This window comes from Streptomyces sp., assembly GCF_036566765.1.
Lineage (GTDB): Bacteria > Actinomycetota > Actinomycetes > Streptomycetales > Streptomycetaceae > Streptomyces.
In genome coordinates this window covers 13,853-25,503 of record NZ_DATCVQ010000731.1, presented here as the reverse complement: position 1 = coordinate 25,503, position 11,651 = coordinate 13,853, and the positions used below count along the sequence as shown (strand labels likewise).

The 11,651-nt window shown below is 67.5% G+C and carries 18 protein-coding genes; 1 reads left to right on the top strand and 17 read right to left on the bottom strand.

All coding sequences use genetic code 11. The features are described 5' to 3' along the window. Positions 1–27 precede the first annotated feature (27 nt). From VIU94_RS42335 to VIU94_RS42305, 7 genes are read right to left on the bottom strand one after another with little or no spacing between them, the layout of a single operon-like run. Entirely contained in the window at positions 28–1,491 is a 1,464-nt protein-coding gene (locus tag VIU94_RS42335; RefSeq protein WP_331920628.1) for a phage major capsid protein, read from the bottom strand. Continuing rightward, the gene (locus VIU94_RS42330; protein ID WP_331920626.1) at positions 1,491–2,348 is read right to left on the bottom strand and encodes an HK97 family phage prohead protease; all 858 of its coding nucleotides are present in this window, start codon (positions 2,346–2,348) and stop codon (positions 1,491–1,493) included. Before VIU94_RS42330 ends, VIU94_RS42335 begins: the two co-directional genes overlap by 1 nt. Positions 2,349–2,386: 38 nt before the next feature. Further along, positions 2,387–3,817, bottom strand: a complete 1,431-nt coding sequence (locus VIU94_RS42325; RefSeq protein WP_331920624.1) for a phage portal protein — start codon at positions 3,815–3,817, stop codon at positions 2,387–2,389. Beyond that, positions 3,817–4,044, bottom strand: a complete 228-nt coding sequence (locus tag VIU94_RS42320; protein WP_331920622.1) for a hypothetical protein — start codon at positions 4,042–4,044, stop codon at positions 3,817–3,819. The genes VIU94_RS42325 and VIU94_RS42320 overlap by 1 nt, the downstream gene beginning before the upstream one ends. Next, positions 4,041–4,268 (bottom strand): hypothetical protein, encoded by a 228-nt coding sequence (locus VIU94_RS42315; protein ID WP_331920620.1) that lies wholly within the window; start codon positions 4,266–4,268, stop codon positions 4,041–4,043. The genes VIU94_RS42320 and VIU94_RS42315 overlap by 4 nt, the downstream gene beginning before the upstream one ends. 8 nt (positions 4,269–4,276) lie before the next feature. After that, positions 4,277–5,788 (bottom strand): terminase large subunit domain-containing protein, encoded by a 1,512-nt coding sequence (locus VIU94_RS42310; protein WP_331920618.1) that lies wholly within the window; start codon positions 5,786–5,788, stop codon positions 4,277–4,279. Further along, positions 5,785–6,033, bottom strand: a complete 249-nt coding sequence (locus tag VIU94_RS42305) for a hypothetical protein (protein WP_331920616.1) — start codon at positions 6,031–6,033, stop codon at positions 5,785–5,787. Before VIU94_RS42305 ends, VIU94_RS42310 begins: the two co-directional genes overlap by 4 nt. A 1,163-nt stretch (positions 6,034–7,196) precedes the next feature. On the opposite strand from VIU94_RS42305, the gene VIU94_RS42300 reads away from it, so the two are divergent. Continuing rightward, positions 7,197–7,691: a hypothetical protein gene (locus VIU94_RS42300; RefSeq protein ID WP_331920614.1), complete on the top strand. Its 495-nt coding sequence runs from the start codon at positions 7,197–7,199 to the stop codon at positions 7,689–7,691. Here the strand turns inward: VIU94_RS42300 and VIU94_RS42295 are convergent. The 10 genes from VIU94_RS42295 to VIU94_RS42250 form a co-directional block, all read right to left on the bottom strand. Next, the gene (locus VIU94_RS42295) at positions 7,682–7,921 is read right to left on the bottom strand and encodes a hypothetical protein (protein WP_331920612.1); all 240 of its coding nucleotides are present in this window, start codon (positions 7,919–7,921) and stop codon (positions 7,682–7,684) included. The two genes, VIU94_RS42300 and VIU94_RS42295, sit on opposite strands and share 10 nt — an antisense overlap. 369 nt (positions 7,922–8,290) lie before the next feature. Further along, on the bottom strand, positions 8,291–8,815 hold the full coding sequence (locus tag VIU94_RS42290) for a hypothetical protein (protein WP_331920610.1): 525 nt from the start codon (positions 8,813–8,815) through the stop codon (positions 8,291–8,293). Positions 8,816–8,896: 81 nt separating this feature from the next. Then, on the bottom strand, positions 8,897–9,058 hold the full coding sequence (locus tag VIU94_RS42285; RefSeq protein WP_331920608.1) for a hypothetical protein: 162 nt from the start codon (positions 9,056–9,058) through the stop codon (positions 8,897–8,899). A gap of 29 nt (positions 9,059–9,087) precedes the next feature. Further along, a complete protein-coding gene (locus VIU94_RS42280) occupies positions 9,088–9,789 on the bottom strand; it encodes a hypothetical protein (protein ID WP_331920606.1) in 702 nt (233 codons plus the stop codon). Between the two features lie 154 nt (positions 9,790–9,943). Continuing rightward, positions 9,944–10,180: a hypothetical protein gene (locus VIU94_RS42275; protein WP_331920604.1), complete on the bottom strand. Its 237-nt coding sequence runs from the start codon at positions 10,178–10,180 to the stop codon at positions 9,944–9,946. Then, the gene (locus VIU94_RS42270) at positions 10,177–10,374 is read right to left on the bottom strand and encodes a hypothetical protein (protein ID WP_331920602.1); all 198 of its coding nucleotides are present in this window, start codon (positions 10,372–10,374) and stop codon (positions 10,177–10,179) included. Before VIU94_RS42270 ends, VIU94_RS42275 begins: the two co-directional genes overlap by 4 nt. Continuing rightward, positions 10,371–10,538 (bottom strand): hypothetical protein, encoded by a 168-nt coding sequence (locus tag VIU94_RS42265; protein ID WP_331920600.1) that lies wholly within the window; start codon positions 10,536–10,538, stop codon positions 10,371–10,373. The genes VIU94_RS42270 and VIU94_RS42265 overlap by 4 nt, the downstream gene beginning before the upstream one ends. Continuing rightward, positions 10,531–11,001 carry a hypothetical protein gene (locus VIU94_RS42260; RefSeq protein ID WP_331920598.1) on the bottom strand — a complete coding sequence of 157 codons (471 nt, stop codon included), beginning with the start codon at positions 10,999–11,001 and terminating at the stop codon, positions 10,531–10,533. Before VIU94_RS42260 ends, VIU94_RS42265 begins: the two co-directional genes overlap by 8 nt. Then, positions 11,001–11,330 (bottom strand): hypothetical protein, encoded by a 330-nt coding sequence (locus VIU94_RS42255; RefSeq protein ID WP_331920596.1) that lies wholly within the window; start codon positions 11,328–11,330, stop codon positions 11,001–11,003. Before VIU94_RS42255 ends, VIU94_RS42260 begins: the two co-directional genes overlap by 1 nt. Continuing rightward, on the bottom strand, positions 11,327–11,629 hold the full coding sequence (locus VIU94_RS42250; RefSeq protein ID WP_331920594.1) for a hypothetical protein: 303 nt from the start codon (positions 11,627–11,629) through the stop codon (positions 11,327–11,329). The genes VIU94_RS42255 and VIU94_RS42250 overlap by 4 nt, the downstream gene beginning before the upstream one ends. Positions 11,630–11,651 lie beyond the last annotated feature (22 nt).

Here is an 11,651-nt window from a genome sequence, read left to right as displayed (position 1 = left end):
ACCACCCAGGCGGCTGGCGGGAAGTGATTACTGGTTCTGTAGGAGGCGGAAGCCCAGGTCGTTGATCGAGTTGCCGCCGTGCCGGGCCCACGCGAACCAGCCGCGCTGGCCGGTCGGGCGGTTGTTCGTCACGTCGAACAGGTGCGGCACCAGTTCGACGCTCATGCCGGCCCTGTCGGCGATCAGGTAGTTGCGGAAGTCGCCGACGACCAGGATGTTCGACGCGCCCGTGGTGCCGGTGAAGTCCGGGAAGTACGACGCGAACGCGATCGGCCGCATCCGGATCGTCTCGATCACGCCGGTCAGGTCGACGGTGACGAACGACAGGTTGTTGCCGTTGCCGAACGTGGCTACCTCGTTGCCGACGTCGTGGTTCATCACCCAGGTGGCGTTCTGCTTCCACCGGTCAGGCAGGGAACTCCACACCTTGTTGATGTCGGCGCCGCCGAACGCGCCGTCGGTAGTGACGACGACTTCGACGTTGGTGTTCGCGTCCAGGGCGGTGATGATGCCGCGCGGCTGGCCGGAGCCGGAGCCGGTCGCGAAAGACTGCGCCTGCAGTTCGTCGTAGCCCTCGCTGAGGAGACGGGACATCTCCTCAGCGAAGCCCGGGTAGTCCATCCCGACCTCGATCGAGTAAGGGATGAAACCGCGAGCGGTGTTGATCGGCACGTTCGGCTGGGCGAGCGTCGGCGAGTCGTCCGAAACCGCGGAAGCCTCAGCATCGTACGACCAGGTCACACCGGCCGAGCTGACGCCCTTCCACTCGTCCGTGGTGATCGTCACCTGGCGGGCGAGCCCGCGGAACGGGTTCAGCGAACCCTGAGCCGTCAGGATGATCGTCGGGTCGATCAGGACCGGAACGCCGTACCCGCCCGCGTTGTCGGTGCCGCCGGCCATCGCCCGGAACTCAGCGACCGCCCGCGCCTCCTCATCAGTGAAGCCCGGCTGGGCGTAGTGCATGGCCTTGACGAACGCACTACGGTACGCCTCGTTCTCCGAGGCGAGCAGGCGCCGCCCGATCATGCCACCGTCGGTGTCCTCGGTCCGCGTCCGCAGCAGACGCTCCACCTTGTCGAGCTGGTCGCTACGCAGATGGCGGCCGTTCTCTCGGCCCTCCAGGACCTTCATCGACCGGTCACGAACCTCCGCGCGTGACAGCGCCCGAAGTTCCGAGCCGTCCCACGGGTCCACGCGGCGCATCACCTGCACGCCACGGACGTCGAGGTTACCGTCGCCAGCCTCGGTGTTGCCGCGGGCCGCGAAGCCAGCCACGAGGTTGCGGCGGCGCTCCTGCTCCGCCCGCTGAGCCTGCGCCTGCTCCTGGCGGCCGCGCTCTTCGTCCTGCAGGCGCACCTGCTCGGCGCGCTGCTCCTCCAGATCGCCCCAGCGGGCCTGCTGCTCGTCGGTGAATGCCTGGTCGGCCGCGGCCTCGTGCAGTTCGCGCATCTCGGTTTCGATCTCACCGAGCCTGCGCAGAATCTCGTCCATCAGGACGCCTCCTTGCTCAGGAATGGGTAGCGCTGCACCCTCATGCGGGCGTCACGCTGCGGATGGGTGAGACCTGTCGCGTGGTGCACTTCCGGGGTGTCCGGCGCGTCGGTCGGATTGGTTGCGGCCTCCTGCGGTGCGGTGCCCGACAGCGCGCCGAGAACCGGGTCCTCGGCGGCTCGGGCGGCCTCGCCGCTGGCGGTGCGGAGTCCGTGCTGGGCACGGAAGTCTGTGAACGACCGGACGATCGCTTCGTGCCGGTCAGGGTCGCGGGAGCGGAGTTGCTCGCCGTACCAGTCGGTCATGCCGACGGAGCGGAGGCCCGCCGTGGCGGCCTGGCTGGCCGGCCAAGTGACCGGCCCTGCCTCGAACAGCCGCACCTGCAGGATTGATCTCTCAGGCAGGCCCTCGGGGTTGTGACTGCTCGCCTCGGGCTCGTGATTCCACAGCTCGTCGGTGACGTTGAACATGAAGGAGCTGCCGTAGCCGCGGGCCGACAACCCGGGGATCAGGTCCCGGTTGTAGGAGGTGTCCAGCAGCGGCACCTCCGCATAGGCTCCGTCGCCACGCTCTTGCAGCGTCTCGGGCACGCCAAGGATCTTGTCGCCGACGAAGAAGTCCATCCCGTGGTTGAACAGGATCTTCACCTTGTCGCCGCGCTCGGTGATCGTCTTGGAAAACGCGCCTGGCAGGACCCGCTCAAGGAACCGGCCCTCGTAGTAGCTGTTGATCTCGTACCAGGCGCCGAACGCGGAGAACCGCAGCACCATGACCGGGTTACCGGACTCGGCGCGAACCTCGGCGCGTTCGTCACCTTCGGGAGGCTGGTGGTCGGCGCTCTTCGGCAGAAGGTCCACGGGCGCGGTGAACGCCCGGACGGTGATCAGGTCACGCTTCACGGCTGCTCTTCCTCCTCATCAAGGACGGCGCCGTCGGGCCCTTCCTCGTCAGCGGGATCGTCTTCGTTCTCGTCTTGCGGCTCGGCCTCGCCAGCACCCTGCGAAAGCTGAGAGCCGGGCGGCTGAAGCTGCACCGACAGAAGGCCGGTGTGCACGAGCAGGCCAGAGTCCTGGGCGGCGGTTGCGGCCTGAGCCGACTCCGCGGTGAAGCCCTCACGTACCAGGCTTGCGATCGTGGACGCCTCCACCTGGAAGATCTCTGCAGCGTCCTTCTTGTCCTCGCGCAAGAACGAGACGTCGCGATCGTCGTACCAGAGCTGGGCGTTCGGCCTGGGCGGCAGCAAGTTCGCCAACGACCCCGCCGCGTTCCGCCACAGCGGCCTCAACGTCCCGTCGCCGAACCGGCGGCGCGCCTGCGCATAGTTCGAGTACGTCGCCGACGCGAGACCCTCCGACAGGCCCACGATGACCGGCGGCACGCCCAAGGCCGCAGCTATCCGGGTCTCCCCCAGCGCCTGAATCGCCTTGTAGGACATCTGCTCGAACGAGTTGCCGACCGTCTTCACGTCGGCGCCGCCGCCCAGATACAAGGTGCGGTAGGCGTTGACGGCGCCGCGGTGGCTGGTCTCCATCTTCGCCTTGAAGCGCTCGAACACCTCGGGCGTCACGCTGGCGTCCATGGTGACGACCATGTTGGGGCTGGCGCCGTTCTCGAAAAACTTCAGCTTGTGAGTCGTGGCAGCCTGATCACCCTCGATGTCCCGGATGACCGCCTGCAGCAGCGACATGCCGCGGAAGGACGCCACCGGGTCGGGGATCGGCGCATAGTGACACACCTCCTCCGGCAGCAGCACCTCGGTGCGGCCAGTCGGCGGCTGGTAGATGTAGCCGATCAACTCGGCGTCCAGGTCGAACGCCTGCAAGTCCGGGTCCTCATACGAGCCCAGCACGATCGTCACCCAGTCCGGCCTCAGCCGTACGATCCGCTCCCGGCCGTCCCGAGACCGTCGCCGCGTCGCGAAGAACGCGCCCGCCAGGGCGCTGTCCTGCTCCATCCGCGCCAGCAGGTCACCCGTCGTCGCGCCCGGCCATGGCCGCTCCAGCAAGGCGAGATCCTGCCCGCCGAACAGTTTCCCAGGCCGCCCGCTATTGAAGCCGCGCCACTGAAACCGCGCCTCCGAGAACACAAGCAGCCGCGACAGCAGACACGCGAACACGACGCCCGACCGCTTGTAGACGCCGTTGACGATGCCGTCGAAGTTGCCTTCGACCCGCTCCCGGGATCCTGTGATCGTCTGGTAGAAGCCTGATCCGAACGGATCGCCAGAGAACAGGTTGAGGTAGTCGTCCCATCCGAACCGCGACAGCCCACCCGGTCGCCGATACCGCTCGACATGCGCCGCCGAGACCTTCTCCAGCAGGCCCATCAGATACGGGCCTGCACCCTCTGGTCGTACGCCGCGGGTGGGGTAGGCAACCCGACGACGAACGACGCACAAAGTTTGCGCTCGGCACCGTGCCACCGGCTCACGAATTCGCCGATCTCGTCAGTGTGCGAGCCATCCGTCTGGGCCGTCCACGGCCCGAACGCCTCGGACTCCCGCCGGTCAGCGCCGTCCCATTCGATCGTCACGAAAACGAGCTGCTCACTCACCGGCGCCGCCCACCCGCAGACATGCGCGCGTCACGCCAGCCCTCGCCGACTGCGACCCACGCGATCGTCAGCCCCAGCCACACCTTGCTCGCCGACCAGCCGAGCACGTATGGGATGCCGATCAGGATCGTCGCCAGCAGTCGCAGCACCGCGAGCACACCCTTGCGCACATCCGCCTTGTGAGCCTCGCTGGAGATCCGATCCAGCGGCACTGTCAACGCCATCGCTCCCCCTACGCCCACACCGCGAACGGCTCGACCGGCTCTTCCTCGTCATGACCCTTCGTCGCGAAGCCCCAGGCGGCGAAGGTGGCCGCCACCAACGGGCAGATGTCCACGCCAGCCGCCTTGGAGTCCCACGCCTTCGCGTCGCCGAGCGGCCGCGTCACTGCGCCGGCCACCGCGGCGTCGAGCGCCGGGTGCGGCATCACACGAACGGTCGACTCGCCCTCTTCGGGCATTACGCCGTCGACCAGCTGGCCCCACGCGTGCCCCACCTCGCGATGGGTCGGTTTCGTGATCTCCAGCCTGCCGACCTCGCCGTCCAGCTGCTCGATCTTCACGGCCTCAAGGTCGGCGATCAGCGACCCGGCTGGGCTCCCAGCGTCCACCACCCACGCGCACGGATCCCACCGCTCCTGCAGCTGCTTCGCGCGATCCGGGACCCACTTCGTGCCAGGCCGATGGTCGACAACCTCGACGTGGAGCAGGCCATCATCGCGCCGGCCCGCCGTAGCGATCGCCGCCCAGCTCCGGTCCGGCGAGACGTGGATCGCGAATGCGACCTTGCCTACCGGCTCGGAGCTCGCGTCGGCGACATCTCGCCATTTCACCTCGGGGATGACCGCCCACTGATCCGCGGCGTCCGTCGGCCAGTTCCCCACACCGAGACGCTCCCGCAAGAAGCCCTTCGTCCCCATGCTGGCGTGCTCGCGCGCCACGTGCTCAACGGAGATGCGGATGCCCAGCGCCGGGTTGGCCTTCGCCCAACTGTCCGGGCTGGCCGGGTTGTCATGCTCCGTGCAGCCTTCGCCGCACTCCGGTGTGCATGCCTCGATCGACCACTCGGCGTAGAACAGCGATGGATCGTCGCCCGCGATTCCGCGCCGGCGTACCCGGCCCAGCTGCTCACACGGCGCGATCGTCTTGTCCGCCGCGCTGGAGCCGTACCAAAGCTGCGGGTTCGGCCGAGCGGACATCGTCGGCATCAGCGCGTCCACCGCGGCGTCCGGCAAATTGAACGCTTCATCCATGATGTTCAGGTCACCCGAGAAGCCACGACCCGAGCCGGTCGAGCGGGCCACGAACCGCAACCGGGCCCCGTCCAGTAGCTCGATGCCCTCATCGCCGTGCGAGGTCCGGATCCGCTTCACGCGACGGCGGAAGGCGTCGGTGTTCTCCACCAGCGCCTGCATCCGCAGGAACATCTCCTGCGCTGTCTTAAACTCATGCGCCGAGTACAGGATCAGGCGCTCGCCGAAAAGGAACAGGCCGGCCAGACATCTCGCCTCGAAAACGCTGCCCTTGCCGTTCTGCCGGCTCACCACCACGCCGACCTCGAACGCCGACCAGCGGCCGTCCGCACGCTCCCCCAAGCCGTGCCGCAGGCAGTACTCCTGCCAGGGGTCGAGGATCAGCCCCGCCGACGCGGCCAAGTCGATGACGTCCTGGCCGGAGGAGGCGACGTACGGCGGGATTGAGGAGATCCTCGGCTCCTGGACGCCGACGAGCGCGGTGGCGGTCACGCGCCTTTCCGCCGCTCATCTCGGCGGGCGCGTAACTCGTCCACCGGGTCGCCCTGCTTCGCCTCGGGTACGGCCAGTTTCGCCAGCTCGGTCAGCGTCGCCCGCAGCTGCGCGTGCAGCATCGATGCTGCCGCCGGCCGGATACCGGACTCGCTCAGCCTGTTGGCCAGGTCCAGCGCGCTGGCCGCGAGGGCGGTCTCCTCCGCGATCCCCCATCGCTCCAAGTCCGCCCGAACCGCAGCCACGAGAGGCTCCGCAACCCGACTACGAGGAGTCACTGCCGCCTCCTCACGATGCGTTACCAGAGTGGAATCACGGAACGTAACGATCTCGCAAGGATTACTTTTTGCAGTGGGGAGAGAAAACGGCGATCGGGCGCGGATCTCCTCGTGATCGTTGATCTTGCGTGGTCGAGGCGCCCCCCTACCCCTCGGACCTGCATGAACGTGATTAGTGTCCGTTTCTGTCCGATATCACGATGAGTTATGTGATTGATCTTCGTTACAGAACGCAATCATTCTTGTTGTCACGTATCGTCACCATGACCGTGAGGACCTGGGTGGTGGGGTGCACGGTGGGTGAGGGGTGCCTGCACCCTGGGGGCGGGGGCCCTGCCCTACCTGCCCTGTCCCGTTGCCCCGGTTGTTGTACCAGCGTGTGGCTACGGCTCTGGCTGTGGCTGGTCTCTGCTCGGCGATGCGCTGCATGACCACGTCTCGACCAGGGTCGATGGTGATGATCTCTGCACCATGCTCGGCGTACGTCGCCAGCCATTCGGGCTTGGGCATGGAGTGGATCACGTACACGTCCACCGTGCACACGTGCCGCAGTGCCTCCCGGATAGCGGCGGTGCGTGCTCGGAATGCGACCTGGCGCACGGCCTCAGGGTGGTCGTAGGGGTCGCCTTGATGCGGCCCCGATAGAGCCCCCGCCAGGAGGTCGTAGTCCACCACCACGTCCCCTGGTTTCGCCTGGCCCCGGACCCATGTTGACTTCCCCCCTGCAGGTGGGCCGGTCACCACGTACAGCACCCTGTCTCCGATGGGCAGATCACCAGGCTCGGGATGAGCGAGGGGCGGGGGGTAGTTCCCGGGCCCCCTTCTCTTGATTGCACCGTCGCCGACAGACTGGGCAGGGTGCCCATGTGCCGTGTGCTCGGCGTAGGTATCGCAGGTCGCATGGGTCGAGGCCGAGGCGTTCGAGCTCCACGAGGGCGGGCACGTGGTCGGCTTCATTCGCTCCGCCGGAGTGGCCGCAGATGTGGCAGACGTCGGGCGCTTCGAGCATCAGGGTGGCGCGCGCCTTGCGCCAGCGGTAGCCGGTGCGGCCGTGGCTGCGGGGCATGCCGCTCCCGAATCGTTGTGGGTTGGGCCTGGTGCCGGCGTGTGGAGCGTTGCAGGATGCCCGCATGAAGCTGGTGCTGGCCGTGGCCGGGGTGGCGCTCGTGGTGTTAGCGGCGGTTGCTGCCGTGCTCATCGTCATCTCGCCTGGTACCGAGGCGGACCCGCCAGCAGCGACGCCATCTCAAGCGGCCGCATCTCAGGCGTCCACGCCCCAGGCGTTGCCGTCTTTGTTCTCCGCAACCGGGATGGTGATCCTGGAGTTCACGCCGGACTCTGTCCAGCTGGGCGATCATCCTGCCTGCTCTGGCAAGGGCGAGTACGCAGACATTGGCCAAGGCACGCAGGTCGTGGTGACCGACGCGGCCGGCAAGACGGTCGGGCTCGGCAAGCTCGGCACCGGGTTGCACGAGGAACGCGGGTGCACGTTCCGGTTCGCGATCACGGTTCCGCCCGGCCAGCAGTTCTACGGGATCGAGGTAGCACACCGCGGCCGGAACCAGTACGCGGCGTACCAGCTCGGCTCGATCGAGCTGAAGATAGGCGCCGCGGGTCAGGGCTGAGGCTCGGCCGGATCGTCGGCGATGGGAATAGCGATGCAGTGGGTGGCCAACCGCTCTTCTGGGCCGCCGTCCCAATAGCGGTTGCCGTCCTTCAGCGCCCGCACCTCGGCGTGGATTGCGTGCGGCTCGAAGCGGAGGCTCAGCGTTTCCTTGGGGTCGATGCCGAGGCTCTTGATGAGTTCGAGGATGCGGGCCCGCGGGATGCTCTCGGGAATGCCTGCGATGTCCACGCGACGACCCTTCAAGGGTTGGTGGTGCGGCCCGGTCCTCAACCCCCCAGCAAAAGACTCGGGCCGCACGTCTCAAGGGAGTGCGGCCTGGCCTCCGACCCGCGGACGTTGTGCCCTTCGGAGGCCAGGCCGGCACCTTGGGTGGGGCTCCGTGCAGCCACGGGGGAGGCTGTGGAGCCGGGCGCGCACTCCGCCTGGATGCGCGCGTCTAAGGGTTTCTTGCAGTGCCGCGGCCGCGTTGGGGACTCCGCAGAAACGCGAAAGCCCCGCTCTGTGGCGGGGCATGCTTCGCGTGGCTCGATGATCGCACCTGTGGATAACCCTCGTCAAGCGACGTTACGGCCCACTCAGGGCGCGTCATTGGTCCCCTTACTCATCGCCACCGCCTGCGAGAATCCGGCCAGCCCGCTCAATCCGGCTCACCTTCTCCTCAAGTGTGGCCACCTTCCGGCAGAGTTGTTCGTTCTCCTCACGCAGCCCGGCAACCGCCCGTTCGGCGTTGACGGCGGCGTCGGCCAGGGCCACGAGGTCCATGACGGCCACCTCGCCGTTCGGGCGGAGGACCTCGACGGCGTCGGCGAGGAACCGCGCTGGCTCGCCCCGGTCAGGCTCGGGAGGCTTGCCGTAGATCGGGTTGGACACGATGCTCTCTCTTCTGGTCCGGGCCTGCTGGTCGGCGTCACGCTCATCGATGAGGCAGCGGAGGTCGGTAGCAGCGTGCTGGAGGAACGCGACGACCTCGTCCTCGTCGGCCCGGTCCGCGATGAGGTGCATCCTGAGCGGTCCGATCTTCACCCAATCGCTGTAGTACTCCTGCTGGGTCTCGTGCTCAACGCGGCTCCAGTTGAGCTCCTCGACGGCGGCCAGGCGCTGCCGGATGTCGTCGTGGCTCATGAGACCTCCGCTTCAGGCATGTCGTCGCCGTTGAACCCCCGCTTGGAGAGCAGGCCATCCGAGTACAGAGTGAGCATCGGCTCATCCATCCGCATTCTCCTCATCCAGTCCTAGCAAGTCCGCCGCGAGTGCACGCCGCTGCTCGGGCGACAACCTGATCGTCAACTGGCCGCGCGGCACGATGATGACGTCGCCACCGAGGCAGCGCAGCACGTCGCAGGGCAATGGAGGGGAGGCGGTCATGATGCCCCCATCATCCCAGATCAGTGCTGCTATGCGGAGATCTTCATGCTGTTTTCGGCTCGTTCGACGCGCTTGGCGAGCCAATCCCATTCCGCTAGCGGCCATACCGGGCAGCCCTTCCACCAGGTGCCGATGTCTTTGCTCGGGGGCTCGCACACGTTCTCGCAGACGATCGCGATCAGGTTTCCAGGGAGTTCCCGTACCCGCCACGTACGGGTGCCGCCGGCAGGGGTGTCGGGGGTGACGCCGCGGCACCACGGGCATTCGACGTCGAGGCGCTGCCCGTCGAAGGTGAGGGCGAGGGCGTGCGCCACCTGAACGACCATCGTGCGGGCAATCGGGGCAGCGACGTATGTGAAGTCTTCGGTGAGATGCTTGGCCGCGAACTGCAGGTACGGCCGGGCGTCGGTGTCGCCCAGGCGGGGCGGGGAGAGCGGATGAACGCCTACATGTTGGGCTATCTCCGCGGCGAGGTCGTCGGCTCGGACGAGGACGTCGTACATGGTGTCGAGGACGCCGAGGTCTAACGGTGCAGGATGTTCGCCAGGGGCGATGTTGCTGCGTTCGAACCGCTCTTCCCAAGCCTGCCTGTCACGTTCGGCCCGCTGGTCGACGGTGAGGGTTTGGTGCCGCCAAGGTCGGGGCGTGCCCGGCAAGCGGCTTTCGACTAGGTCCTCCCAGTAGGCGCATACCCATTGAAGGTCATCTGTGACGAGTTGGACGAAACTCACAAGGCCTCCCCGAGGTCGTACTCTTGCGGGAAGGCGGTTGAGGGGCCGTTGGGGTTGTTGTGTCGGGGGCGGCTCTCCTTGGGCGAGGAGGGCCGCTTCTGCGTCTGCTGAGAGTCTCGCGTATTTCGGGCCGGTGGGAATCGCTATAAGCGTCTCACGGCGTGGCGTCTGCTGGCGGCGCGAGCAGGTCGGTTTGCCCGTCGCAGTCCCCGCCCGGCCGGGTCCTGGCGAGGCGTACTCGCTGCCTGCCGGTGATGCCGTGCTTCTTCCGGCAGCCGCTCCCCATCTCGTAGAGGAGCGAGACGGGATCCCAGATTTTGCGACCACAGACGCAACGGCCAACCGTGGGGCTCTCCCCCACAGTTGGCTCGTCGAGGTCGAGGAGGTTCATTCGTAGTGTTCGTAGTCGGCCGGGTCCACGTATTGGAGCAGGTAGCAGGTGCAGTAGGTGTCCATCGTGTGCCCGCACGTCTTTCGTGGCGTGTCAGGGCCGACCGGGTCGGGGCAGTGGCATTCGTCCTCGGGGTCTCCGGTTCGGCCGTACGCGCACTGGCGGGAGTGCCAGCGGTCCTCAGCGGTGGTCATGTCGTCTCCTCCTCGGTTGTCGCCAGCCTCTCAGCCAGTACAGGGATCGCGAGCGGCAGCGTCGGGACCGGCTCTTCTGGTGCCCACCTCATCGCGTCCGGGCTGACGGAGTAGTCCCGTACAGCGGCGCCGATAGAGGCCAGCACACCGTCAGCATCAGACATGAGGCTCCTCCCCCTCGGATCCGCGTGTGGCGAGCCATTCCGCCAGTGTCGCCTGAAGCGCCCGCACCTGCCCGACTTCCAGGATGAGCGTCGCCTGGCCGGGCTGCATGCCGTGGTAGGTGGTTTCGTCTTCGCCGGCGGTGAGGCGCAGGAATCCGACCGGCTGGCCGACGTCTCCGCTTCCTCTGGCGTCGGGGTGGCAGTGGTCGGGGATGCCGCACACGAGCAGCCATCCGCCGCGGGCGTTCTGAAGGGCCGGGTTTATGTGGGAGCCCTGGTAGATGATGGGCGGCCGGTTGCCGCAAGTGCAGTCCGCGGTGGCGTCCCACCGGTAGTAGGCGTCGCCTGAGACGACCATGCGGCCGGAGTCTTCCGCCTCTTCCCGCGAGGTCTTCGCGTAGTGGGCGCAGGTGAGCTCGTGGCCGTCGTCGTCGATGGAGAACAGCGTGGCGTAGATCGACATCATGCCTCCCCTGTTTCGTCGAGGGCGGTTCGCGTCGGGCAGGGGGCAGGGACGGCACACTCCACGCAGAGGACCTGCCTGGCCGTGTCGGCTTCTTCGCGGCTGGGGTGGAGCGCGCGGGTGCGGGCGTTCGCGGCCTCGGCCTTCTCGGCGCGTTCCTGCCACGCTTGGAGGTCTTCAGCGGAGACGACGGCCAGGCGCCCGCCTCGCTCGACAGCGGCCACGTCCTTCGCGGCCCTGAACAGGCACACCTCGCACGGCTGCCCTTCCACCACTCTGGAGCAGCCCTGTAGGGCGAGGATCGCCACGGCGCGCGGGTTGGCGGTCACTGGCCTTCTCCGAGCTGGCGGGCGATGCGGGCCGCGTCCTCGCCTGCATGCTGGCCCGCGAGAGCCCACTCCATGGGATCAACGGCGAGGATGGCGGCGGCGATCTCCTCGGTCACCTCGCGCCGCACCCGCGCTTCGATGTAGGGCTGGGACTCCCCCACATGCCCGCCGAGAGGCCCATCCCAGGAGGGGCAGCAAGCCCGTACATGCTCCAGGCCGGGGTGGTCGGAGTGGCAGACGCACGGGCAGACTTGTACGGCTTCTTCAGGGATGGCGTCGTCCTTTGAGGGAGCTGACACCGTGTCGGCTCCCTCAAAGGGA

Coding starts and splice junctions, on each gene's coding strand:
- VIU94_RS42265 (WP_331920600.1), bottom strand. CDS start 10,538: ATGTCTGATGCTGACGGTGTGCTGGCCTCTATCGGCGCCGCTGTACGG.
- VIU94_RS42335 (WP_331920628.1), bottom strand. CDS start 1,491: ATGGACGAGATTCTGCGCAGGCTCGGTGAGATCGAAACCGAGATGCGC.
- VIU94_RS42270 (WP_331920602.1), bottom strand. CDS start 10,374: ATGACCACCGCTGAGGACCGCTGGCACTCCCGCCAGTGCGCGTACGGC.
- VIU94_RS42290 (WP_331920610.1), bottom strand. CDS start 8,815: ATGAGCCACGACGACATCCGGCAGCGCCTGGCCGCCGTCGAGGAGCTC.
- VIU94_RS42300 (WP_331920614.1), top strand. CDS start 7,197: ATGAAGCTGGTGCTGGCCGTGGCCGGGGTGGCGCTCGTGGTGTTAGCG.
- VIU94_RS42285 (WP_331920608.1), bottom strand. CDS start 9,058: ATGACCGCCTCCCCTCCATTGCCCTGCGACGTGCTGCGCTGCCTCGGT.
- VIU94_RS42260 (WP_331920598.1), bottom strand. CDS start 11,001: ATGTCGATCTACGCCACGCTGTTCTCCATCGACGACGACGGCCACGAG.
- VIU94_RS42315 (WP_331920620.1), bottom strand. CDS start 4,268: ATGGCGTTGACAGTGCCGCTGGATCGGATCTCCAGCGAGGCTCACAAG.
- VIU94_RS42325 (WP_331920624.1), bottom strand. CDS start 3,817: ATGGGCCTGCTGGAGAAGGTCTCGGCGGCGCATGTCGAGCGGTATCGG.
- VIU94_RS42275 (WP_331920604.1), bottom strand. CDS start 10,180: ATGAACCTCCTCGACCTCGACGAGCCAACTGTGGGGGAGAGCCCCACG.